The sequence below is a fragment of the Neorhizobium huautlense genome (genome assembly GCF_030811685.1).
Lineage (GTDB): Bacteria > Pseudomonadota > Alphaproteobacteria > Rhizobiales > Rhizobiaceae > Neorhizobium > Neorhizobium huautlense_A.
Genome location: NZ_JAUSRF010000005.1, coordinates 64432 through 88048, shown reverse-complemented (window position 1 = coordinate 88048; position 23617 = coordinate 64432). Strand labels below are relative to the sequence as shown.

17 protein-coding genes are annotated in these 23617 nt (G+C 61.3%); 8 read left to right on the top strand and 9 right to left on the bottom strand.

The window, feature by feature from the left end; all coding sequences use genetic code 11:
• Positions 1-5 precede the first annotated feature (5 nt).
• The 7 genes from tssG to J2T09_RS08870 are packed head-to-tail and all read left to right on the top strand — an operon-like array spanning position 6 to position 10973.
• On the top strand, positions 6-1052 hold the full coding sequence (gene tssG / locus J2T09_RS08900; protein ID WP_306833392.1) for a type VI secretion system baseplate subunit TssG: 1047 nt from the start codon (positions 6-8) through the stop codon (positions 1050-1052).
• On the top strand, positions 1042-2259 hold the full coding sequence (locus J2T09_RS08895; protein ID WP_306833390.1) for an FHA domain-containing protein: 1218 nt from the start codon (positions 1042-1044) through the stop codon (positions 2257-2259). Before tssG ends, J2T09_RS08895 begins: the two co-directional genes overlap by 11 nt.
• A complete protein-coding gene (gene tssK / locus J2T09_RS08890) occupies positions 2249-3589 on the top strand; it encodes a type VI secretion system baseplate subunit TssK (protein WP_153357261.1) in 1341 nt (446 codons plus the stop codon). Before J2T09_RS08895 ends, tssK begins: the two co-directional genes overlap by 11 nt.
• Positions 3586-5118: a type VI secretion system protein TssL, long form gene (gene tssL, locus J2T09_RS08885; protein ID WP_306833387.1), complete on the top strand. Its 1533-nt coding sequence runs from the start codon at positions 3586-3588 to the stop codon at positions 5116-5118. The genes tssK and tssL overlap by 4 nt, the downstream gene beginning before the upstream one ends.
• On the top strand, positions 5115-8603 hold the full coding sequence (gene tssM / locus J2T09_RS08880) for a type VI secretion system membrane subunit TssM (protein WP_306833385.1): 3489 nt from the start codon (positions 5115-5117) through the stop codon (positions 8601-8603). The genes tssL and tssM overlap by 4 nt, the downstream gene beginning before the upstream one ends.
• A gap of 11 nt (positions 8604-8614) precedes the next feature.
• Positions 8615-10087, top strand: a complete 1473-nt coding sequence (gene tagF / locus J2T09_RS08875) for a type VI secretion system-associated protein TagF (protein ID WP_306833383.1) — start codon at positions 8615-8617, stop codon at positions 10085-10087.
• Entirely contained in the window at positions 10077-10973 is an 897-nt protein-coding gene (locus J2T09_RS08870; RefSeq protein ID WP_306833382.1) for a serine/threonine-protein kinase, read from the top strand. Before tagF ends, J2T09_RS08870 begins: the two co-directional genes overlap by 11 nt.
• Positions 10974-10995: 22 nt before the next feature.
• Here J2T09_RS08870 and J2T09_RS08865 read toward each other — a convergent pair whose 3' ends face one another.
• The 6 genes from J2T09_RS08865 to J2T09_RS08840 form a co-directional block, all read right to left on the bottom strand.
• Positions 10996-12135: a polysaccharide biosynthesis/export family protein gene (locus J2T09_RS08865; RefSeq protein ID WP_306833380.1), complete on the bottom strand. Its 1140-nt coding sequence runs from the start codon at positions 12133-12135 to the stop codon at positions 10996-10998.
• A gap of 203 nt (positions 12136-12338) precedes the next feature.
• The gene (locus J2T09_RS08860; protein ID WP_306833379.1) at positions 12339-13394 is read right to left on the bottom strand and encodes an Ldh family oxidoreductase; all 1056 of its coding nucleotides are present in this window, start codon (positions 13392-13394) and stop codon (positions 12339-12341) included.
• A gap of 75 nt (positions 13395-13469) precedes the next feature.
• Positions 13470-14990, bottom strand: a complete 1521-nt coding sequence (locus J2T09_RS08855; RefSeq protein ID WP_306833376.1) for an ABC transporter substrate-binding protein — start codon at positions 14988-14990, stop codon at positions 13470-13472.
• Between the two features lie 194 nt (positions 14991-15184).
• Positions 15185-16090 (bottom strand): 5-dehydro-4-deoxyglucarate dehydratase, encoded by a 906-nt coding sequence (locus J2T09_RS08850; RefSeq protein WP_306833375.1) that lies wholly within the window; start codon positions 16088-16090, stop codon positions 15185-15187.
• Positions 16091-16114: 24 nt separating this feature from the next.
• Complete coding sequence (locus J2T09_RS08845) at positions 16115-17632, bottom strand: aldehyde dehydrogenase (NADP(+)) (RefSeq protein ID WP_306833373.1); 1518 nt, start codon at positions 17630-17632, stop codon at positions 16115-16117.
• A gap of 124 nt (positions 17633-17756) precedes the next feature.
• Positions 17757-18947 carry an L-talarate/galactarate dehydratase gene (locus J2T09_RS08840; RefSeq protein ID WP_306833371.1) on the bottom strand — a complete coding sequence of 397 codons (1191 nt, stop codon included), beginning with the start codon at positions 18945-18947 and terminating at the stop codon, positions 17757-17759.
• Positions 18948-19125: 178 nt separating this feature from the next.
• Here J2T09_RS08840 and J2T09_RS08835 point away from each other — a divergent pair, with 178 nt between their 5' ends.
• Positions 19126-19845 carry a GntR family transcriptional regulator gene (locus J2T09_RS08835; RefSeq protein ID WP_306833369.1) on the top strand — a complete coding sequence of 240 codons (720 nt, stop codon included), beginning with the start codon at positions 19126-19128 and terminating at the stop codon, positions 19843-19845.
• 253 nt (positions 19846-20098) lie between these two features.
• Here J2T09_RS08835 and J2T09_RS08830 read toward each other — a convergent pair whose 3' ends face one another.
• From J2T09_RS08830 to J2T09_RS08820, 3 genes are read right to left on the bottom strand one after another with little or no spacing between them, the layout of a single operon-like run.
• Entirely contained in the window at positions 20099-21046 is a 948-nt protein-coding gene (locus J2T09_RS08830) for a 2-hydroxyacid dehydrogenase (RefSeq protein ID WP_306833367.1), read from the bottom strand.
• Positions 21043-22692 (bottom strand): ABC transporter ATP-binding protein, encoded by a 1650-nt coding sequence (locus tag J2T09_RS08825; RefSeq protein ID WP_306833365.1) that lies wholly within the window; start codon positions 22690-22692, stop codon positions 21043-21045. Before J2T09_RS08825 ends, J2T09_RS08830 begins: the two co-directional genes overlap by 4 nt.
• Entirely contained in the window at positions 22685-23614 is a 930-nt protein-coding gene (locus tag J2T09_RS08820; RefSeq protein ID WP_306833362.1) for an ABC transporter permease, read from the bottom strand. Before J2T09_RS08820 ends, J2T09_RS08825 begins: the two co-directional genes overlap by 8 nt.
• Positions 23615-23617 lie beyond the last annotated feature (3 nt).

The following is a 23617-nucleotide window of genomic DNA, read 5'->3' as shown; positions in this document are numbered from 1 at the left end:
GCCCTATGGATCTCTCGAGGCTACGCCAACCCGACGCACCACGCGACACGCTTGTCGACCTGCTCGAACGCGACCCAGGCCGCTTCGATGCGGTAACGGCTTTCCGTGTCGCGCAGACGGCTGCCGGCACGGGTGAGGCGAGCGGCGAGCTTGAGATCGCATCGCATATGGGCGTTTCGCCGGCACCGCTCGCTGTCAGCGGTTTTCGCCAGAAGGGCGCGCGCGCTTCGATCCGCAGCGCGCTTGCCGGGTTGACCGGGCCGCTCGGCTCGATGCCGGCCAACTACAATGAACTGATCATGCGCGAGGAGCGGAACAAGTCGAAGGGGCTGGCAGCCTTTTTCGACTTGTTCAGCGCACGCATGGCAGAGCTTTTTGCCGACGCCTCCGAAAAATATCGCATCGCGCGGCGCCTGCGCTGGGGCCAGCGACGCGAGGATAACGGCTTCATCACCACGCTGTTTGCGCTGACCGGTTTCGGCACCCGCAAGCTCAAGGAAACCAGCGGCATCGACGAGGATGTCGTGCTGCGTTTTTCCGGCTTTTTCGCCTCACGCAACCGCAATCCCGCCAATCTGCGCGCCATGCTGAGCGAGTTCAGCGGCCTGCCGGTGGAAATCGAGCTGTTCCGTCCGCGCTGGCTGACCATTCCGATGAAGGAGCGCAGCAGGATGGGCGCGCCGCAGGGCGTCCAGCTTGGCGTCAATGCATCCGCCGGTTCGGCCATCCATGATTTCAGCGGCGGTTTTCGCGTCATCGTCGGTCCGTTGGCCTATCGCGACTACCTGTCGCTGACGCCGGGTGGGCGCAACATCACCGAATTGTTTGCGCTGACACGGCTTTATGTCGGCTCGGCGCTCGATTTCGACATTCAGGTCATCCTGAGGAAAGAAGACGTGCCGTTCTGCCAGCTTGGTCAGGAAAGCGCCGATCAGCCGCGACTGGGCTGGAACAGCTGGGCACGCGTCGCACCGGCCGCGAAGGACAGTGACGATGCCGTGATCGTAGAACCCCGACCGGCGGCGGTTTTAGGAGGCGAACATGCGGCTTGAACTGAAAGCGATCGCAGGTGCCAGCATGTTGCCGGCCAGCCGGACAAAGTGGTTTTTCGAACAGGGCAAGCGCACGCTGGGCCGTTCGCCGGATTGCGACTGGCAATTGCCGGAGGACCAGCGGTCGATCTCCAAACTGCATTGCACGATCGAGCGTGATGCGCGTGGCTTTGTGCTGCGCGACCAGAGCGCCAATGGTTCGCGTGTCGATGGCGTGGTCGTGCATGAGGGCGAGACGGCGCGGCTTTCCGACCAGTCGCGGCTGGAAGTCGGCCCCATCGCATTTTCCGTGGTCATCACCGGTGAGGTGCATCGCGATGTGGAGGACCCGGATACCAATTACGCGATGAGCGACGAGACGCTGACGATTTCCGCCATCCTCGCCGACATCGCGCCGGGCGGCCGCACGGCAACCGGTGTTCTCGGCAACAAGATGTCCGAGGATTGGCTGGAGCCGATTGCCAAAAAGGAAGGCCCCTCGCCTTCGCGCAATGTCGATATCGGCTGGAACGGCCCGCCTGAAGTGCGCTCTACCGGCAATCTCCTGCCGGACGACTGGAACCTCGACGCCGACAAGTCGGATCACTCGGAATACGGCAATTACCTCGAGCACAACTCGGCGACGCATGTGACCATTCCGGTGGCCAGGGCGCGCCCGGTCGAGGCGTTGCAGACCGTCAACGACAATGCACCACAGCCGGATATCGAACCCGTCAAGGCACCGCAGCAAGCCGTTGCGCCGGCGCGGAATGTCGATATCGAAGCGAAAATCAGCCCGCTCTTGCAGCGCGTGGAAGATGCGCTTGAGGCAAGCTTTGCCACGTTCGGGTTGGATCTGCCTATGCCTGAAATCGAACAGGATTTCTTCAACAGCGGAAACTCGGACACGCTGGTGACCCGGATCGAGGAACTGGCAAACCGCCAGGCCAGACTGCAGGCGGCGCTGGAAAATCTCGTGCATCACGTCGCCCAGGAAATGGAGCCACGCATCATCGAATCCCGCATCGACGCGGCAGGCTCAATGACGTCCTTCGGTTTCCTGCGTGGCCGCGACTACTGGCATGCCTACAAAAATCAATTCGAAAAAGACGGCAGGACGCTGTCGGTTCAGGACGTTTTCCGCGACGCCATGATGCGAACGGAAGACGGGAACCGCATGGCGAACCTGCCGAAAGCAGAGAGAGAAGACCTCAACGATGAGAAATGAGAACCGGGTCGCCTGGAGCGAAGGCATGTTCCTTCGCGTCCAGCACTTCCAGCAGGCGGACCGCTGGACGGAAAGGCTGGTGCGTACCACGACGCGCGGCCTTTCCGCCTATCCGTGGGGCGTTGCCGAAATCGGCATAGACCGCAGTGCGCTTGCCATCGGCCAGTTCGCGCTCGCCAACCTGCGCGGCATCCTGCCCGATGGCACGCCGTTCGAAGCGCCGCTCGACACCGACCTGCCGCCGGCCGTCGATCTCGATGAAAGTGTCAAGAACGCCATCATCTATCTGGCGCTTCCGGCCCGTCAGCCGGGCAAGCCTGATGTAGCGCTCAACGGCGGCGCCCGGTTCAACAGCGTGCGCATGACCGCTTCCAATTACGAAGCGCCGGATGCCAATGTCGAAACCGATTTCATGGCCCCGATCGACGTCAGCCGGTTGAGCCTGCGTTACCTGAAGACCGGTGACGACCTTGCCGGTTACGAACTCATCGGCCTTGCCCGCGTGATCGAGGTTCGTTCCGACCGCGCCGTCATTCTCGATCCCGATTTCATCGCGCCAAGCCTCAACTGCGCCGCAGAACCACGGCTTTCCGAACTGATGACGGAACTGCTGGGTATCGTGCGCCACCGCGCCGAGGCGATTGCCGAGCGTATCGGCGATCCGACCATTCGCGGCACGGCTGAGGTGGGCGACTACTTTCTGCTGCAGATCCTCAATCGCGCCGACCCGATGCTGAAACATATTTCGGCCAACGCCACGCGCATCCATCCGATCGATTTCTACGAGACCTGCATCCAGCTCGCCGGCGAACTCGCCACCTTCACCACCGAGCGCAAGCGGGCAACCGATTTTCCGCCCTACCGTCACGACGATCTGAAGGCGACTTTTGCAGCAGTTTATGAAGACCTGCGCGCCTCGCTTTCATCGGTTCTGGAACAGGCGGCCGTTTCGATCGAGCTTGCCGAACGCCGCCATGGCGTTCGCGTCGGCACGATCAACGACCGTTCGCTGCTCAAGGATGCCGGTTTCGTTTTGGCCGTGCGCGCCGAAATGTCGGCGGAAGATGTCCGTCGAAAACTGCCGTCGCAGATCAAGGTCGGCCCGGTCGAGCGTATCGCAGAACTGGTCAATGTCGCGCTGCCGGGCATTCCGGTTCGTCCGCTGCCGGTTCTGCCGCGCCAGCTGCCGTACCGCTCCGGCACGATCTATTTCGAACTCGATACGAAAAATCCGCTCTGGAAGCAGCTTGAAACCTCGGGCGCCATCGCCCTGCATCTCGCAGGTGATTTCCCTGGTCTCGAAATGGAAATGTGGGCCCTTAGAGAATGACCAACGAACCCGCATCGAAGTGGCAGAACCTGCCGACCGTCGTCGAACTGACCGAAGACGGGATCAAGAAAAAGCAATCCGCTGCGCGCATGGCGGAAATGCTGGACGACGTGCTCGACACGCCCGGCATTGACGACCTTGCGCCGAAACCGCTGCCGAAAGGCGGCTGGTCGGTGGAAACGCTGGTGCGCGATTTCCGCTTCGGCGGCGAGGAAGTGCCGACGCTGGTGCGCTCGGCGGCCCCGTTGCTAAACCTTGCGCATGCGCTGCGTTACACCGACGAACAGCCGGACATGGAACAGCTGCGCCGCGTGGCGGTGGAAGCTGTTGGCCGTTACGAGCGTGATCTCGCCGGTTCACGCATCAGCCCGGAACGGGCGCGTGCCGCCCACTACATCATCTGCGCCACCGTGGATGACGTGGTGCTGAGCAAGCCCTGGGGCGTGCGCGCCGGCTGGGCGCGTTCCGGCCTCGTCTCCACATTCCATATGGATGTGACCGGCGGCGACCGCGTTTTCGATCTTCTCGACCATTTCCATCAGAGCCCGGGCACCAACAAGGACCTGCTGCTCTTGATCTACCTGTCGCTGTCGCTTGCCTTCGAGGGCCGTACGCGTGTCTCCGCACGCGGCAATCTCGAGCTCGGCCGTATCCGCGACAGTCTCTACAAAACGCTGCTCGGCCAATATGGCGTGTTCGAACGCGAGCTTTCGCCACACTGGAAGGGTGTTTCGGCCAAACACAAGCCGCTCAGAACCGCCGTGGCGCTGTGGACGCTGATGTCTCTGCTAGCGCTGGTGTTTGCGCTTGGCTATCTGTTCTTCACCTTCTCGCTGAACAACGCATCGGACAATACCTTCCAGCAACTGGCGCAACTTTCGCCGGCCGACGCACCCAGCATTCTCATCAACCCACCGCCGAAAGAGGCCGAACCGGAGATCATTGCCAAGATCACGGAGCCGCCGGTCAGGCCGGAACTGGTGCCGGCGAAGCCGACCAAGCTTGAAAACTTCATGCGTTTCCTGCAGCCGGAAGTCGAACAGAACCTGGTGTCGTTGCGGGAAACCGCCAAGAACCGCGTTCTGGTGCGCATCAACAATGCCGGCCTCTTCGATGTCGGCAGCGCCGAAGTCAGCGACGAGTTCAAGATGCTGATTTCCCGCATCGGCGGGGCACTGGCACAGGAAAACTTCCGCGCGGTCGTCGTTGGTTATACCGACAATGTACCGATCAACACGATCCAGTTCCCGTCCAACTGGCATCTGTCGCAGGCACGCGCCAAATCCGTGGCCGATATCCTGGCCGCCTTCACCGGCCCCGGCGCCATCATTGCCGAAGGTCGCGGCGAAGCGGATCCGATCGCCAGCAACTCCACCCCCGAAGGTCGGGAAAAGAACCGCCGCACGGAAATTCTCGTTCTGGCCGATCCGGATGAGGAACTGACTGGTGCGGGCGCGGTCTCGCCGCCTCTTGAAGTGGATATTCGAAATATGCCGGCCAACCCGGCAGCAGGGGGCGTCTTGCCATGAACCCGATTGGTATGTTTTACACGCTCCGTTCCTATGTCGAGGCCTATGCGGGCCTGATAGGACGGAGGTTCATCTCGGTCATCTGGGTGGCGGCGATCTGTATCGTCATCTGGTTTTATGGTTATCTGGCAGCCTTCGGCGACTTCAAGCCGCTGGCGAGCCCCACCAATCGCATCATCCTGATCGGCGTGATCATCGCCGTCTGGCTGGCCTATCTGATCTATTCGGTCATTCGCGACCGCCGCCGCGACAAACAGCTTGTCGAAGGCATCGAGCGCGATGCGGAATCGGAAGCCGCCGCCAGCCAGCAGGCTGAGGTCAACGACATCCATAACCGCCTGAAGGAGGCGCTGCAGCTGCTGCGCCGCGTCAGCAAGAAGCGCTTCGGTTATATCTACGAGCTTCCCTGGTACGTCATTTTTGGTGCCCCCGGCTCCGGCAAGACGACGGCGCTCACCAATTCCGGCCTGAAATTCCCGCTCGGCGATGCGCTGGGCAGCAATTCCGTGCAGGGCATCGGCGGCACGCGTAACTGTAACTGGTGGTTTACCGACGAAGCGATCCTGATCGATACCGCCGGCCGTTATACGACACAGGACGATCTCAACGGCTCGGCCAAGGCCGGCTGGGAGGGTTTTCTCGGCCTCTTGCGAAAATATCGCCGCTCGCAGCCGATCAATGGCGCGCTGGTCACGCTTTCGATCGGCGACCTTCTGACCCGTGATCCGGAAGCGCAGCGCGAGGAAATCCGCGTCATCCGCCAGCGCCTGTCGGAACTGGACGAAAAGCTGCAGGCACGCGTTCCGGTCTATCTGGTTCTGACCAAGGCGGACCTTCTGACCGGTTTCGTCGAGTTCTTCGATGGCTTCAATAAGTCGGACCGCGAACAGGTCTGGGGCACGACATTCGGCCTCGACGAGAGCTACAAGACGATCGATCTCCCGGACCGGTTCACGGAAGAGTTCACCCTTCTGCAGGAACGCGTCGGCTCGATGCTGATCGAACGCCTGCAGCAGGAACCGAATGCCGAACTGCGCGGCCGCATCTTCCGCTTTCCGGCGGAACTGGCGGCGCTGAAGGAACGCCTGCACGATGTGATGAGCGAGCTGTGCACCGGCTCGAAGCTGGTGGAGCCGCCGCTGCTGCGCGGCATCTATTTCGCCTCCGGCACGCAGGTGAACGAAACGGCGGTTTCGACCTCCGGCCGGGCACGTCGCAGCTATTTCCTCTCTCGCCTGTTCAAGGATGTCATCTTCGACGAAGCCTCGCTGGTTTCGCGTGATCGCCGTCTTTCCGGTCGGCAGTTGCTGTTCCGCCGTGCCGCCTATGCCGCTGCCGTATTGGTACTGGCGGTGGTGCTGACAAGCTGGACGGTCACCTATTTCCAGAACAAGGCTGCACTCATCGCCGCCGAAGAACATATCGATGCCTATGAGAAACTGGCTCAGGGCATCACCGTGCGTGACGTTGCCGATGCGGATTTCCTGCGCATCATGCCGGCGCTGGACAATCTGGCAGCGGTGACCGGCGATTTTTCCAAGGATCGTGTCTGGCCAGTCAGCTTTGGTCTCGACCAGGAAGACAAGGTGGCCGGCCGTCATCGCGATGCCTATCAGCGCGCGCTGAATGCGCTGCTCCTGCCACGTATTCTGGTGCAGTTGCAGAAGGACATGGCCGATGGCGGCGATGTTGCGAAAACCTTCAACGCGCTCAAGCTTTACGGCATGCTGGGCGGCCTCGGATCGATGGACCGCGAATTCATCGAGCTTGAAACGCAGGACATGTTCAATGCGCTTTATCCCGGCGATGGCCGCGCCAACGCCCGAAAGTCGCTGAACGCCCATGCGGCGGCCATGGCACGCGGCACTCTGCCGCCGGTCGCTCTCGATCCCTACCTGATCGCCAAGGCGCGTGAAACGATCCGTTCCCAAAGCCTTGCCAGCCGCGCCTACGATATTCTCAACGATTATCGCGCCGCGCGCGCGCTTCCGGCCTGGAACCCGGGAACGTCTCTCGGCCCGGTCGGCGAAGAGGCCTTCGAGCGCAGTTCCGGCGCGCCGCTTCGTGAGGGCATTCCCGGCCTGTTTTCCAGCAATGGTTATCGCAGCGTCGTCCTGCCAAAAGTTTCCGATGCGGCTCGCACCGCTATCGAAGAAACCTGGGTCCGCAACGAGGAGAACCCCGCGGGCAGCACGATCGAGGCCATCACGCAGTCGACCATGCAGCTTTATTTCGACAATTTCGAAAAACGCTGGTCCACGCTTCTGACCGACATGCGGGTAAAACCCTCGCAGACGATCAATGATGCAGCCGAGACGACCCGGAATCTGGCGACAAAACCTGTCACCCCGGTCGAAATGCTCGCACGGTCGATCGCGGAGAATACGGATCTGCGCAATGCCGGTACCGAGATCGCCTCGGCTGCCACAAGCAGCGCCGTATCATCCACGGCGCTGGCGGGTGTCACCAATGCGCCGGATCCTTATGCCGGCCTTCGCGAAGCGCTGGCCGAACCAACCGATGGCGCTGCCGCAGCAGGCACCGGCCAACCCGCCGATGGCCCGAAATCGCAGATCGGCCAGCTTCAGGCCGCCTTGCAAAAGGTTGCGGATCAACTCTTCCGCGCCACCACATCAACGGCTGAAGTCGCCAGGGTTTTTGACGTCGATAGCCAGTTGACCGATGCCAACCAGGATCTGTTGCAGCAGGCCCGCCGTCTGCCTAATCCGGTCGATGCCTGGATGGCAGGTGTTGCCGCCGATGTCGGGTCACTCGCTGTCAAATCGGCGCGCGCCCGTATCAACGACGCCTGGGCGGCGGAAGGCGCGAGCTATTGCTCGAACGTCATTACCGGCCGTTATCCATTCGAACGGGAATCGCCGCGCGATGTGGCCATGACCGATTTCGTGCGACTGTTCGGCCCGAAAGGCCTGTTCAAGAGCTTCTTCGACGCACGCCTTTCCGCCTTTGTCGACACCAGTTCGTCGCCATGGGGCTGGAAGGGCACGTTTGGCGCGGCCAGCATTCCGAGCGAGGCGATCGCCCAGTTCGAAAATGCCGACAAGATCAATCGCGCCTTCTTCCCTGCAGGCAGCGAGAACCCGTCGATCGCCATCAACGTGAAGCCGGTGTCGCTGTCGGACAATGCCAATGCCGTGATGCTGGAAATCGAGGCGGAACGTCTCGTCTATTTCCATGGGCCCGTTCAGGCGAAATCGATCGCCTGGCCCTCGACGGACGCCAGCAACCTGTCGCGCATCGCCTTCCAGCCCGGCGGCTGGCAGCAGGCGATCACCGAAAACGGCGACTGGTCGCCGTTCCGGCTGTTCGACAGCGCCAACATCACCTCGCAAGGTGATGACCTGTTCCGCGCCCGCTTCACCCAGGCCGGGAAAACCGCCGAGTTCGAAGTGCAGTTCGGCTCCGTGCTCAACCCGTTCCGGCTGGCGGCGCTCAATGCGTTTGCCTGCCCGACACAGTTTTGAGGACGCCGATCATGCCGGCACGTTCCGCTCTCGATCCGGTCAGCATGGAGGCCGACCGGATCGGCTTTTTCGGCAAGCTTCCAAGCCATGGCGATTTTGTCTCGACCGGTCTTCGCCGCTCGGTTCAGGATGCACTTGATGCCTGGCTGCAGGCCGGCATCGCCAAGGCGCATCAGCATGCCGGCGAAAACTGGGAAGCGATCTTTCGCAACATGCCGGCATGGCGGTTCGTGGCAGAACGTGGCGTCTGGGGACCAGTGACGGTTGCCGGCGTCATCGTCCCCAGCCGTGACCGCGTGGGCAGAAGTTTTCCGCTGGTCATCACCGCGCAATTGCACGAATTTGCCGACGACACGCGAAAACTCTGCCTGGACGAAACATGGTTTCTGGCGCTGGAGGCGCTTGCCGAGACGGTTTCCCGCCGTGATTTCGATCTCGACACATTTACGGCAAGTCTGAAACGGCTTCGACACCTGCGCCCATCGGACCAGCATTTCGAACCACGCGCCGGCAGAAGCCAGAGACCGGACACACTTTGGTGGCGTTTCGATCCCGATGATCGCCAGAACAAGGGGTTTCGCAGCGGCGGTGCGCCGCAGCCGACGGATTTTCTGGAACTACTGATGGCCGGCATGGAGGCTTCCGGCCCTCCGCAGCCGGAACCGGCTGCGCCGCCAATAGTCGAACCGGAACCCGCGCCGGTTCAGCCGCAACCGCCGGCCGCGGCAAATCTGAACAGGGTCGAAGCCGAGCCTGCAAATGAACCAAGCCTTGAGCCTGCGCCTCTCCCGGTTGCCACCCCCCGGAATTTTCGCCTGCGACACGACAAGGCGACCCATGCCGGCACGCGTCTCAGCCTGAATGCGGACGCCGTTTTGGCGCAGCATACGCCATTCCTGTTTGCGGTAGCCGATGGGGTTGGCGACGGCAATGAGGCTGTGGAAGCGAGCCGACAGACCATCGCCATGCTGTCGGATACGGCACCGCAGGACACGATCGAAAGCCTTGTTCAGGAAATGAAAGGCAAGCTCGGCCGCGCCAACGGTGTCCTGCAATCGACGGGCGGGTCCTGGGGGCGCAAGCCGCCGAGCGCCAGCCTCGTTTCGCTCGGTGTGGTCGAGGACCGGTTTGCGTTGATCTGGGCCGGCGATGCACGCGCCTATCTGCTGCGCGACGGCATGATGCGCTGCCTGACACGAGACCATGTGTCGGTTGGTCTTCGCCGTTCCCTCTCACGCGCCATCGGTCTTGCGGGGCAGCTTTCGCCGGAAGTCATTCTGGATGAATTACAGGCCGGCGATCGTTTTCTTCTCTGCAGCCATCCGCTGTCGCGGGTGATACCGGAGCGCAATATCGCCGAGATCCTGCTGTCCGGTGACATCGACGATATTGCCAACACGCTGATCCAGGAAGGCCTCATCGCCAATTGCCGCGAAAACCTCAGCGCCGTCGTGATCGACGTGAAGGATGGCAATGGCCGGTAATCCGGGTTTCGCCGACATCCAAAAACGCTTTGCCGACCTCTGGCAGAGCCTCGTGCATGATGACGGCGGAAGACGCAGCGACGAAGATCGTCGCATGCTCATCGATCGTGTGCGCGACGCGCTGGATCGGGGTGAACACCGCCTGAGTGAGGCGTCGGTCGACATCATCGGCAATACGTTCGTGATCGAAGAACGGTCGGCCGGCGGCCGATTGACCGAAATTTTCCGCACCCGTCATCGTGATCTGGGCTCACAGCATGCCGTGAAGACGGTACATTCCGACCATTCTCACGATCCGATCGCGCGACGCATGCTGTTGCAGGAAGCGGAAATCGGCCTCGCCCTGGGCCATCCGCATATCATCCAGCCGCAGATCCTGTTGCGGCTGGACGATGGTCGCCCCGCCCTGGTGCTGGAATGGTGCGAAAACAGTCTCGCAGACCGACTTGCCTCGACGCCAAGCTCACCGGACGAAATTCGCGTGATCATGACCGCCATGCTGGAGGGGCTGTCCGCCATTCATGAGCGCGGTTTCGTGCATTGCGACCTTTCGCCCGCCAACATCCTTTTCGCCGGACAATCGTCCGACACATTGAGGATCGCCGATTTCGGTATTGCGCTGCGCAGCGGCGAAGCCCATCGCGATCTCGATATTTCCTTCGCCGGCCATCCGGATTTTGCAGCGCCAGAGCAAAAGGAGGGCGGGGTGATCGACCACCGTGCCGATCTGTTTGCGGCCGGCCGTATCCTGTCGCTGATGCTGCGAAACTGTGGTGATGCGGAAGCGATAGACCTTCACGCCCTCGCCGGCCGTCTTTCCCAGCCGCTGCCGCAAGATAGGCCTGAAAATGCAAAGGCCGCCTTGCAGATGCTCGGCGGCCTTTGAAATCAAGCAGTTTTAAATCGGATCAGTTTGCGCCCGGCAGCGGTGCTGCGGCGGTGGCAACACTCTTCTGGTAGATGGTGAAGAGTTTTGCGAAATCGACCATGCCGGCATTGGTGGCATACAGCATGTCACCCTTGGCCATCTGGAAACGCTGCATCAACGCCAGGTTGGAAATGTCCTTCATGTCGATGCGGTAGACGGCAGGCTTGTTCGAAACGCTGTAGGTGGTGACCAGCTTCTGCTTTTCGGCAGCGCCCGGCAGCGGCCTGTAGACCGTTTCGTTGCGCAGGAGGTAAACGTTGCGGGCATTGGCGCGGTCATCCAGCAGACCACCGGCGCGGCCGAATGCCTGGGCGAGCGTCAGCTTGCCCGGCTCGAATTCAAACTCACCAACGCTCTTGAAGGCGCCGAATGCGGTGAAGGTCGGAGAATCCTTGCCGACAAAAACCTGATCTTCCGGCAGAAGATAGACGTTCTGGGCATTGTCGTTCATCAGGCGCTGGATCGGCGCGCTGGCCTGCTGGCCGCCGCGGATGAGCGTGACCGTGGCAGAACCCGGTGCCGAGGACGAACCGCCGGCAAGCGCGATGGCATCGAGCACACGCTCCTTGCGGGCTGTCAGCGGGAAACGACCGGCAGAGCGGACATCGCCATTGACGGTAAAGCCGGTGGACGGCTTATCGACAACTGTAACGACCGCCTGCGGATTGACGGCAGAACCCTTGAGGCCGTTGACGATGCGCGACTGCAGCGCTTCCGGCGAGGATTCCAGCACGCGCTGGCGACCGACGAAAGGCATCGTGACCGTGCCGGCGGAATCGACCGTGAACTTGCCGAGATTGAGCGTCTTGCTCTGGGTGGAGGAGAACATGCCCTCTTCACCGGTATCGAGAATGGTGACCTCGATGACATCGCCACGACGCAGGCGCTGATCGACATAACCACCCGAGCGCATGCCGGCGAGACCGAGATCGGTCGGCGCGTAGGACATGGGCTGCGTGATCGGCGGCGCCATCGGCGCATCCGCCAGACGGGTGACCGGCACGCGCTCTTTGGTAACAGGATCAACGGTATTGTAAAAAGCACCAGCGCCCGGGCCGTCGGAAGGACTGGCGCATGCACTCAAAAGAGCTAAAACAACGAAGGGCGCAAGCTTCCGCATCACGTATCCTTGAATAAAAGAATCGGTTCAACGATAAGTATCAGCGAGGTTTGACGCGGCAACACTTCAAGCGGGAAAAAACCAATTGTGACCGTTTCGCGGCCGGGGTTGTGACTTATCCGCAACGCGCCCAAGGATAAGCAGGGTAAAAGCCGCAATAGTTTTACCCTGTTCCCGACGGACCATCCGTTTTCGGAATGTTTTCAAGCAAATACTGATGGAATGTCGATACCCAGACGTTTGGCATCGCGGGTCAGTTTTTCCCATGCGAGATCGCCCACCGGCACACCTTTTTCGAGCGCCACACGGCGCTTGCGGGCGGCGCTGTCTCCCGGCATACGCACCGGGCCATTGTTCCATGCCGCCGGCGGATTGCTGCGGCAGGCATCGCTCAAAAAGTCAGATTGAGCAGTAAAGGCATCAAGGCCCGCGAAAAATTCGGGATCGATGACCTGCAGGAAGGCGCTCTGCGAAAAAACGCCGGCCGGCGCATTGGCGCGGCCCTTGCCGGAAAGCCCCTGCCCCAAAAGTTCGACGATCAGCGCGAGGCCAAAACCCTTGTGCCCCTTCAACTGCCCGCCAAGCGGCATCATCGTGCCGCCATGTTCAGTCACCTCACGCGGGTCGTCGGTCGGTTCGCCCGAGGCGGTCAGTGCCCAGGCCTCAGGAAATTTCTGGCCGGCCTTGGCCAGCGTCTGCGTCATCGTCGTGGTGGTGATCGAAGCGGAAACATCGATCAGGATCGGGTCGGCGGATGTCGGAAAACCGGCGGCCATCGGATTCGGTGTCAGAAGCGGTTTTGTGCCGCCATAGGGCGCGACGCGGCTGGCGGCGGGGTGAGAAACGGAAATCTGCACGATCAGCCCGCGTTCCGTCACCTGCCGCATGAATGCGGAGAGCGCGCAGGTATGGTGACAGTTGCGGATGGCCGCCGTGACCACGCCATATTGTCCGACACGTTCACAGGCCTGATCCAGTGCTTCGGACAACAGCCACGCGCCCGGCAGCGAGTTGCCGTCCCAGACAAAGGCAGCACCGCGATCATTGACCACTTCATAATCGCCGGCCTTGGCAAGCGAACCGTCTTCCAACGCCTCGACATACCAGTGGAGAAGGCTGACACCATGGGTTTCGTGACCGATCATGTCGCCTTCGACGAGAATGGCGGCGGTGGCTTTGGCCTTGTCCGCCTCCATGCCGGCGCGGGTCAGCATGTCTTGGGCAAAATCGGTCAGGGCGGCGCGTTCGATCAGCGGCATCGGTTCATCCATGGTCTCGTGGGGAAATGGGTGTGGGCCGCACACGCGATGCGGCCCACTTCATTCAGCTGCGGATCACTTGAAACGGATCTGCGACAACTGCAGTTCCGAGTTCGTGGCAATCGTCGGCTTGAAATCCAGACGTTTGGAAACACGCGTGAAGCCAACCATGTGGAACATCGGGATATCGGCGATGATGTCCGTGTTGACCTTGGAAAACAGCTCCTTCCAGAGTTTCGTACGCTCTTCGCCGGTGGCGGCGGTTGCCTTGGAGATCAGGTCGTCGACAGCCGGATCACGCACCATCGAGTGTGAACCGCCCGAAGCGTATTTCACGAACGCGGTGAAGACGGGATCGCCGGTGGCATTGTCATGCTGCGACTGGGTCAGCGTCGGTCCGGAATCCTTGACGAAGGGAGCGACGAAATAACCGTTCCAGACCGATACGTCATACATGTCGAGCTTGACGTTGAGACCGATTTCCTGAAGCATCGCCATGATCGCTTCCATCGTCTCGGTGGCATTCGGATATTGTCCGTTACGGCCGATGATACGGATTTCGCGATCGACCGGCACGCCATCGGCTTTCGCCGCTTCCACCAGTTCCTTTGCCTTTTCCGGGTCGTAAGGCCAAGCCGGAACATCCGGGTTATAGCCGATCGTGGTCGGCACCACGAGATGGGTGGCGATCTTGGCCTCGACCGGGAACAGCGTTCCGAGCATGGCCTGGCGATCAATCGCAAGGTTCATCGCCTCGCGAATACGACGGTCATTGGTCGGCGCCTCACGCGTATCGATACGCAGCGACGTGGTTTCCGAGTTCGGATAGGCGAAATCGGTTTCCTTGTTGGTGGCATCCTGCACGGCAACGGCCGGCACGATATCGGCTTCACCCGCTTCGACCATGGCCGCAGCAACGGCACTGTCGGAACGGAACAGATAGGTCGCCTGCTCCACCTGCGGCTGCTCACCCCAGTAATTCGGATTGCGCTTCAGAACGATGTTCTGGCCAACAGTCCACTGGTCGAACGTATAAGGGCCGGTGCCGATGGGCTTACGCGTGTATTCATCCGCAGGTGTCGCCTCAGCGGATTCCATCGGGATGACGGTCATCAGCAGCGGCAGGATCGGCTGAGCAGGCTTGGTGGTGATGCGGATGGTGTTTTCATCCGGGCTTTCGAACGAGAATTCGGTACCGCCGAGATATTTGCCGCCGACTTCGCAGGTGATCTTCTTGTTCTTGTTGCGCTCCAGCGTGAACTGCACATCCTTGGCAGTGAACGGCTTGCCGTCATGCCATTTCACATTTTCCCGCAGCTTGAATTCCCAGGTCGCGTCGTTGATCTGCTTCCACTCGGTGGCAAGCCGCGGCTTCAATTCGCTGTTGGTATAATCGAACTCCACCAGCATCTCGTTGACATTCTGCGAGATGACGCGACCGACATCCTGGCGGGCGGCCATGCAGGGCTCGACCACATCGACGGTTTCGGCAAGAACCACGGTGACATTCTTCTTGGCGTCCTGCGCCAAGGCGGGGCTACAGGCCATGGCGATCATGGCCGTGGACAGGCAGGCAGTTGCTAAATTGGATTTCATGTCAGTCTCCTCCCATGCGCATCAAGCGCGGTTTGCAGTGAATGGCATTCCCTTTTTGGCAGTGATCCGTCGGCAGCTCCTCTTTGCCAACGAACCCGATTACGGCACATAAACACTAATGCATGAGCGTGTTGTGCATGACGCCCGAAGCAGCGATCGGGCGGATGAACAACCCGCCCGGTCAGTTCGAAAACTCAGTTCGCCGAGGCGATCAATTCGCGCATCATCTCGACCTCTTCCTCGGTGAGATCGACCAGCGGCGCGCGCACCGGGCCGGCATCGAAACCGCGAAGACGCACACCCGCCTTGATGGCGGAAACGGCATAACCGGCCTTGCGGTCACGAATGCGGGCAAAACGGTAATAGAAATCCCGCAGCATCTGTTCGCAAGTGGCGTCGTCACCCGCGGTGAAGGCGGCGTGAAATTTCAGCGCCGTTTCTGGCACGAAATTAAAGACAGCAGACGAATAGGTCGGCATGCCGGCGCCACGATAGGCCTGCGCAAAAAGCTCATGCGTGGGCATGCCGCCGATATAAGAGAGACGATCACCCAGCGCGACGGTGACGCGGCGCACGGTGTCGATATCGCCGGTGCCATCCTTGAACCCGATCAGGTTGGGGCATTCGTCGGCCAGCTGCGCCAGCTGTTCGGCGGACACGCGGGCCTGGCCGCGGTTATAAACGATGACGCCCATATTGGTGGATTTGCACACGGCGCGCACGCGGGCGGCGATGCCATCGGCAGGCGCTTCGGTGAGGTAATGCGGCAAAAGCAGAATGCCATCACCGCCGGCCTTTTCGATTTCCTTGGCCATGTCGCAGGCAATGCGCGTGCCGTAACCGCAGCCGGCGATGACAGGCGCATCACCGGACACGGCACGGGCGGTTTTCACCACATCCACGACTTCGCCGGGGGTCAGTGAAAACAGTTCCCCGGTGCCGCCGGCCACGATCAGGCCGGCGACGGGGTAAGAAGACAGCCATTCAAGATGCGCCGAGAACGGTTTTGCGGCAAATTTGTCCTCCGCGTCGAAAGGGGTGACGGGGAAGGACAAAAGGCCGTTGCGGATGATTTCTCGCAGGTCGTTCGGTGCAATCATGAAGGGCTCCTCCTAAGCTTTATTTCAGTTGCGCAGATCTGCCGGCAGCAGGGCCTCCGGAAAATTCTGGTAGGATACCGGACGCAGGAAACGGCGGATCGACATCGTGCCGACGCTGGTGGCGCCGAAATTGGTCGAGGCCGGATACGGACCGCCGTGAACCATGGAATCCACCACTTCGACACCGGTCGGGAAACCGTTGACCAGCACGCGGCCGGCCTTGCGCTCCAGAACCGGCAGCAGCTTTTGCGCAAGCGGCAGGTCGCTGTCGTCCATATGCATGGTGGCGGTCAGTTGGCCGGCGAATTTTTCCGCCAGATTGACCATTTCTTCGGTCGAGCCAACGCGCACGACCAGACCGAGAGGACCGAACACTTCTTCGCCGAGAGCATGATCGGCAAGCCATGTCGCGCCTGTCGTTTCGAAGAGGTTCGGGCTGGCATTACGGCCGTCGCTCTCCGTGGAAAGAACCGGGGACACGGCATTGCTGGAGCGCATGCGCTCGACACCGTCCTTGTAGGCCGAGGCAATGCCATCGGTCAGCATGGTCTGGGCCGCCACCTTTTCGAGACCGGCCTTGGCGGCAGCCACGAACTTGTCGGCTTCAGGGCCTTCGACAACGACGGCAATGCCGGGATTGGTGCAGAACTGGCCGGCGCCCATGGTGAGCGAGCCTGCCCAACCGCTGCCGATCGCTTCGCCGCGCGCCGAGGTGGCATCCGGCAGCAGGAACATCGGGTTGACGCTGCCGAGTTCGCCAAAGAACGGGATCGGTTCCGGGCGCTGGGCGCAAAGGTCGAACAGGGCGCGACCGCCGGCAAGCGAGCCGGTGAAGCCGACGGCCTTGATGGCCGGATGGGTGACGAGGCCGGTACCGACATCACGACGGCCGCCTTGGATGAGGCTGAACACGCCGGCCGGCATGCCGGTGCGCTCAGCGGCGGCGGCAATGGCTTCGGCGATGATTTCGCCGGTACCGGGATGGGCGGAATGGCCTTTCACGACGACCGGGCAACCGGCAGCGAGGGCCGCGGCGGTGTCACCACCGGCCGTGGAGAAGGCGAGCGGGAAATTGGAGGCGCCGAACACGGCGACCGGGCCGATCGGCCGCTGAACGAGACGGATCTCCGGGCGGGCCGCCGGCTGACGATCCGGCTGCGCGGCATCGAAACGCGCATCGAGATGAGCGCCCTTGCGGATATGGTCGGCGAACAGTTTCAGCTGGCCGGTGGTGCGGCCACGTTCGCCATTGAGGCGACCTTCCGGCAGACCGGTTTCCTGCGTGCCGATGAGAGTGACGGCTTCGCCGCGCTTGTCGATTTCTTCGGCAATGGCTTCGAGGAAGGTGGCGCGTTCTTCACGCGACTTGGCAGAATAGGCCGCGAAGGCACCTTCTGCGGCGCGGCAGGCCTGATCGACGAGATCGACGGTGCCGACGGCAAAGTCATGCGCGGGGCCATGCGCCGGTTCCGATTTGAATGTCGAGGTGCCGGGCGTCCACTGGCCGGCGATAAAATGTTTGCCCGTTGGGGTCCAGGTCATCAATGCTCTCCTTCCGAAGACTTAGCTTCGGTTTCCTCTTATTGTGCGGAAGAAGGCCTAACATGCGGACGCGCCTTCATCCATGCCAAGAAACACTTACCGCGCCCTTGGAAATATCCGGCCGTCAGCCACCGAAACTTTTGGTCTCTACCGTCCAGTCGCGCGCCTGACCGGTGAGGCTGCAACCGAGGCCGGGACGACCCGGCACGATCATGCGGCCATCCTTGATTTCCAGCTCTTCATTGAACAGCGGCGCCAGCCAGTCGAAATGTTCGACCCATGGCTCATGCGCATAAGCTGCGGCCAGATGAACGTGGATCTCCATGGCGAAATGCGGGGCAAGCCGCATGCGCTTGGCTTCCGCCTGCGTGCAGATGCGCATGAACGGCGTGATGCCGCCGACACGCGGCGCATCCGGCTGGATGAAATCGACCGCATCGGCACGGATCAACGCCATGTGCTCTTCGGCGCTGGCCAGCATTTCGCCGGTTGCGATCGGCGTTGCCAGTTCACGCGCCAGTGCCGCATGACCTTCGGCGTCGTAGGCGTCCAGCGGTTCCTCGATCCATTCCAGATTGAGCGGCTCGACAAGACGGCCGAAGCGCAGAGCGGTGGTGCGATCCCATTGCTGGTTGGCATCGACCATCAGCGGCACGCGGCCATCCAAATGGGTGGTGATGGCGTCGAGACGACGAATATCCACCATCGGGTCAGGCTGGCCGACCTTGATCTTGATGCCACCGATACCCGATGCCAGCGAATGATCGATGGCATCGCGAATTTCCTCGACGCTTGAGGACAAAAAGCCGCCAGAGGTGTTGTAACAGGCGACACTATCACGATGTGCGCCCAGCAGTTTGGACAATGGCAAACCGGCGCGTTTGGCCTTCAGGTCCCACAGGCAGATATCCATGGCGGCAATCGCCTGCGTGGCAATGCCTGAGCGGCCGACCGAAGCGCCGGCCCAGCAGAGCTTGTCCCAGAGACGGGCGTTGTCGTTCGGATCTTCGCCGATCAGATTGTCGGCGATTTCGCAGGCATGCGCATAAAGACCGGGACCGCCAGCACGCTTGGAATAACTGAAACCGAGGCCGCTATGGCCGGCTTCCGTGGTGATCTCGCAGAACAGGAAAGCCACCTGGGTGAGCGGCTTCTGCCGGCCCGTCAGAACCTTTGCATCGCTGATCGGACGCGCCAGCGGGAGATAGGCAAGCGAGAGTGTGACCGAGCGAATGGCGTCCAGTTTGGACGGGCCGGCAGCAAAGCCAGCCTTGGGAGGCTGGGCAGGGATCAGGCGTTTATCGGGATTGAACATGGCTTCCTCCTCAGCTGTTCGCCGGTTCGGACATCTGCCGCAAAGTTGCAAAGACAGAAGACCGCCAGCACCCTTTTTTCAAACTAATATTTCAGTTAGACTCATATATCAATCGCAATTTTGTATTCTTGTGTATCAGTCACGCCGTCGTTATGAATGCCGTAAAAGGATTTGATCCATGAACTCGCAGCTTGCCGCGACCTTTGGCCTTCCAGCACCCGGTTTTCCCGTTGCCGTCGGCGGCACGGTGCAGCGCGTCTATGACGACCTGCGCAAGCGTATCATCACCATCCAGCTGCCGCCGGACACGACCCTGTCGCGCGGCGAACTGACCGAGACCTACGAGGTCAGCCAGACGCCGATCCGCGAGGCGCTGCAACTCCTCAAGCAGGAAGGGCTTGTGCGCATCTACCCGCAATCGCGCACCGTCGTCACCCGTATCGACGTGCTGCAGATCTACGAAGCCCATTTTTTACGCGTGGCGCTGGAGACAGAGGTTTGCCGCCGTCTTGCCGCCGATCCCGAGCTTGATCCGGCGATCATCACGCGCGCCCGCTCGATCATCAAGATGCAGCGCGCCGTCGCCGACGATCCCGAACAGATCACCATCTTTCAGGAGCTGGACGAGCTTTTCCACCAGACCCTGTTTGCCGGCGTCAAGCGCAGCAACCTGCACCAGCTGGTGCGCGAGCGCTCCGGCCATCTGGAGCGCATCCGCCGCCTGCACCTGCCGGAAACGGGCAAGATCGTCAGCATTCTCGACGGCCATCAGGCGATTGTCGAAGCGATCGCCGCCCGTGACGAACGGGCAGCCGTGGAAGCGATCCGCGAACACCTGAGCCGCACGGTGGCCAAGGTGGAAGACATGCGGAAAGAATTTCCGCATTATTTTATCTGAGACGACGCTCATCCATCCCGCCACTGCGGATATCACATAGGGAAACACAACGGTGCGCCCAGCCGATCTCCCCCCTTGAGGGGGAGATGCCCGGCAGGGCAGAGGGGGGTGATGCTGGCGCAAATTCATCTTTCACCCAATCCGCCGCGCCGTTGCTCACCCCCCCTCTGTCACCTTTCGGTGACATCTCCCCCTCAAGGGGGGAGATCATTGGGAGCAAGCGGCAACACCTCGTTTCCAGACGCGTTTCGTGTCAATTCACCGGCGTCAGCAGCGGCCTGCCCGCAAAAAACGCATCGAGATTATCGACGGCCAACTGCGCCATCCGTTCACGGGTTTCTTCCGTGCCACTGGCATGGTGCGGATAGAGCACGACATTATCGAGCTTTGCGAAACGCGGATCGGGGTTCGGTTCGTTGAGATAGACATCGAGACCGGCAGAGGCGATGCGCCCCTCTTCCAGCGCCTTGATCAAGGCCGGTTCATCGACCACCGTGCCGCGCGCAATGTTCACGAAACTGCCGGAAGGACCGAGCGCATCCAGAACCTCGGCCGAGATCAGGCCTTCCGTCGAAGCGCCGCCCGGCGTTGCCGCGATCAGCACATCTGCCCATTCAGCCAGTTGTACCGGATCGTCGAAATAGGTGTAGTCATTGCCGGATTTTTTGGTGCGCGTGTGATAACCGATCGTCAGGCCCACCGCCTCGCAGCGTTTCGCGATGGCGAGACCGATCTGTCCGAGGCCGACAATGCCGGCTTTCTTGCCGAAGGTGGAGGTGGTGAGCGGCATCATGCCCTTTTTGCCCCAATCGCCCGAGCGCACATAGGCATCGCCCTGCGGCAAACGCCGGCGCGCCGCCAGCATCAAAAGCAGCGCCATATCGGCAACGTCATCAAGCAGCACTTCGGATGTATTGGTGAGCGTGATGCCCCGACGCGTCATCTCGTTCACGTCGATCGGCTCGTAACCGGCAGAAGAGCAGGAAGCGAGTTTCAGCGCCGGCATCTTGTCCAGAAACGCCTTGTCGACCGTGACATGGCCATTCACCACCATGGCCGTGCAGACAGGCCCTGCCTTGGCGAAAACCGCCTCACGTTCTTCCCCCTTGGCAAGGTCCAGACGGTGCAGCGTGTAGCGCTCCTCCAGCATGTCCATCTGTTGGCTGCGGAGGGGATAGGCAATCAGAACATCGGGTTTCATGCGGGGACAAGTCCTTCCAGATTGTGGCGAGCGCTGCGGCGGGCGGCCTGAACCTGCGGGTCAGGATCGAGGCTCGCGGCAAGCAGCGCCTGTGTATAGGGATGGCGCGGCGCATCGAAAATCTGCCGGACGGTGCCTTCCTCGACAATCTCGCCCGCCTTCATGACGATGACCCGATCGGCGAAGTCGCGAACCACCGGCAGGTCGTGCGCGATGAAAAGATAGGACAGGCCGAACTCGCGGCGCAAGCCATCCAGCAGTGCAATTACCTGTGCCTGAATGGAAACATCGAGCGCCGACACCGCCTCGTCGCAGACGATCAGTTTCGGCTCCATGGCAAGCGCGCGGGCAATGGCGATACGCTGGCGCTGACCACCGGAAAACTGGTGCGGATACCGATCCGCCATGTCCGGTTTGAGGCCCACCTTGACCAGCAGTTCAGCCACGCGGTCCTTCCATTTCTCCTTGGGCAGGATGTCCGGGTGAATGACCCAGGCCTCAGAGATCAGCCGGAAAACGCTCATGCGCGGATTGAGCGATTGCGTCGGATCCTGAAACACCATTTGCAGATCGCGTCGCAGGCCAAAAACCTCTTTCGCCGACATGGCGAGAAGATCCTTGCCGCGATAGAGCACCTGCCCTTCCTGCGGATCATCGAGCCGCACGATAGCCCGTGCCAGCGTCGATTTGCCCGAGCCACTTTCGCCGACCACGGCCACGGTTTCGCCGGGCATGATCGAAAACTCGACACCTTTCAGGGCATGGAAAGCGCCATAGGTCTTTTTCAGCCCCACCGCTTTCAGAAGCGGCTCGCCCTGCCGCTCACGCTCGGCCGGGATTTCGCCCTTGCCGGGCGCGGCGTCGATGAGCTTTTTCGTATAGGCATGCTGCGGATTGCGATAGACCTCCGCGGCATTACCGGTCTCGACGATATGGCCGGAATTCATCACCACGACGCGGTCGGCGATTTCGGCGACCACACCGAGATCGTGGGTGATGAGCAGCAGGCCCATGCCGGTCTCGCGCTGCAACTCTTCCAGTAGCGCCAGAACCTGCGCCTGCACGGTAACATCGAGCGCCGTCGTCGGTTCGTCGGCAATCAGAATGTCCGGTTTACAGGCGATCGCCATGGCGATCATCAAACGCTGCCGCTGGCCGCCGGAAAACTGGAACGGATATTTGCGCATCGCCGCTTCCGGCTCGGGAATGCCGACGCGTTTCAACAGGTCCAGCGCACGCGCCGAGGCGTCGGCTCCGGGCTTGCCATGCGTCGTCATCATCTCGGCAATCTGCCAGCCGACCGGATAGACCGGATTGAGATGGGCGAGCGGGTCCTGAAAGATCATGGCGATTTTTGCGCCGTTGATCGCCCGCCTCTCCTCCGCCGTCATCTTCAGCATGTCGCGGCCGTTGAAGAGGATGGTGCCGCTGGTGATTTTTCCCGGCGGCATGTCGATGAGGTTCATGATCGCCGAGGCCGAGACGGATTTTCCCGAACCGCTTTCGCCTAATATGGCGAGCGTTTCGCCGCGATCGAGATGCCAGCTGACATTCTGCACGGCCTTGACGGTGCCGGCGGCGGTATGGAATTCGACCGAGAGGTCACGGACTTCGAGCAGATGTTCAGTCGTAGGACGTTCAGGCATGTTTGCGACCTCCCATTTCAAGGCGCCAGCGCTGCGTCGGATCGAGCGCGATACGCATCCAATTGGACAGAAGATTGAGCGACAGGGTGGTGAGGATGATCGCCAGACCCGGCCAGAAGGACAGCCACCAGGCATTGGTGAGGTAAGGTCGACCCTGCGCCACCATCAGGCCCCAGGTGATTTCCGGTGCCTGAATGCCGATGCCGAGGAAGGAGAGCGAGGATTCCGCCAGCATGACGAAGGCGAAATCGAGCGTGGCGATCGTCACCAGCGTCGGAAAGATCACCGGCAGGATATGACAGAAAACGATGCGCCAATGCGACGCCCCCATCACCTTGGCGGCCTGCACGAACATGCGCTCGCGCACTTCCAGCACTTCGGCGCGGGTGGTGCGCAGATAGATCGGGATGCGGGTGATGGCGAGAACCAGCACGATGTTGGCGACCGACGGTTCCAGCATGTAGAGCACGATCACCGCCAGAAGCAGCGACGGAAACGACATGATGACATCGCCGAGACGCATGATCCACTGTGCCGCCGATGCCCGGCTATACCCGGCGATCAGTCCGAGCGCCGTGCCAACAACAGAGGATGCGAGCACGGCTGCGGCCGCCACCAGCATGGTGTTCTGTGCCGCCACGATGACGCGGGCCAGCAGCGGACGGCCGAGCGCATCGGCGCCGAGAATATAAAGCCAGCCCCGCGTGATATCGAAAGGCGGCGCGTTGCGGCCGCGCAGGTTCTGTTTGGTGGCGACCGCATCCAGAAGAAGCGGGCCGAACAGCGCACAGAGCACGACGATGAGAAGAAAAAGAGCGGCGAAGAAGGCGAATTTATCGGCCCACAAAAGGGAGAACCAGCGGCCGATCGGCCCATTCGATTTCTTGCGCTCAGCGAGGATCTGGGTGTCTGTCATCGTCATCGC

Excerpts from the sequence above, each read along its gene's own strand:
- tssK (WP_153357261.1), top strand. The coding sequence starts at position 2,249 with ATGAGAAATGAGAACCGGGTCGCCTGGAGCGAAGGCATGTTCCTTCGC.
- tagF (WP_306833383.1), top strand. The coding sequence starts at position 8,615 with ATGCCGGCACGTTCCGCTCTCGATCCGGTCAGCATGGAGGCCGACCGG.
- J2T09_RS08845 (WP_306833373.1), bottom strand. The coding sequence starts at position 17,632 with ATGACCTGGACCCCAACGGGCAAACATTTTATCGCCGGCCAGTGGACG.
- J2T09_RS08840 (WP_306833371.1), bottom strand. The coding sequence starts at position 18,947 with ATGTTCAATCCCGATAAACGCCTGATCCCTGCCCAGCCTCCCAAGGCT.
- J2T09_RS08895 (WP_306833390.1), top strand. The coding sequence starts at position 1,042 with ATGCGGCTTGAACTGAAAGCGATCGCAGGTGCCAGCATGTTGCCGGCC.
- J2T09_RS08850 (WP_306833375.1), bottom strand. The coding sequence starts at position 16,090 with ATGATTGCACCGAACGACCTGCGAGAAATCATCCGCAACGGCCTTTTG.
- J2T09_RS08855 (WP_306833376.1), bottom strand. The coding sequence starts at position 14,990 with ATGAAATCCAATTTAGCAACTGCCTGCCTGTCCACGGCCATGATCGCC.
- J2T09_RS08830 (WP_306833367.1), bottom strand. The coding sequence starts at position 21,046 with ATGAAACCCGATGTTCTGATTGCCTATCCCCTCCGCAGCCAACAGATG.
- J2T09_RS08860 (WP_306833379.1), bottom strand. The coding sequence starts at position 13,394 with ATGCCGCTGATCGAACGCGCCGCCCTGACCGATTTTGCCCAAGACATG.
- J2T09_RS08865 (WP_306833380.1), bottom strand. The coding sequence starts at position 12,135 with ATGCGGAAGCTTGCGCCCTTCGTTGTTTTAGCTCTTTTGAGTGCATGC.
- J2T09_RS08820 (WP_306833362.1), bottom strand. The coding sequence starts at position 23,614 with ATGACGATGACAGACACCCAGATCCTCGCTGAGCGCAAGAAATCGAAT.
- tssM (WP_306833385.1), top strand. The coding sequence starts at position 5,115 with ATGAACCCGATTGGTATGTTTTACACGCTCCGTTCCTATGTCGAGGCC.
- tssL (WP_306833387.1), top strand. The coding sequence starts at position 3,586 with ATGACCAACGAACCCGCATCGAAGTGGCAGAACCTGCCGACCGTCGTC.
- J2T09_RS08835 (WP_306833369.1), top strand. The coding sequence starts at position 19,126 with ATGAACTCGCAGCTTGCCGCGACCTTTGGCCTTCCAGCACCCGGTTTT.
- tssG (WP_306833392.1), top strand. The coding sequence starts at position 6 with ATGGATCTCTCGAGGCTACGCCAACCCGACGCACCACGCGACACGCTT.
- J2T09_RS08825 (WP_306833365.1), bottom strand. The coding sequence starts at position 22,692 with ATGCCTGAACGTCCTACGACTGAACATCTGCTCGAAGTCCGTGACCTC.
- J2T09_RS08870 (WP_306833382.1), top strand. The coding sequence starts at position 10,077 with ATGGCCGGTAATCCGGGTTTCGCCGACATCCAAAAACGCTTTGCCGAC.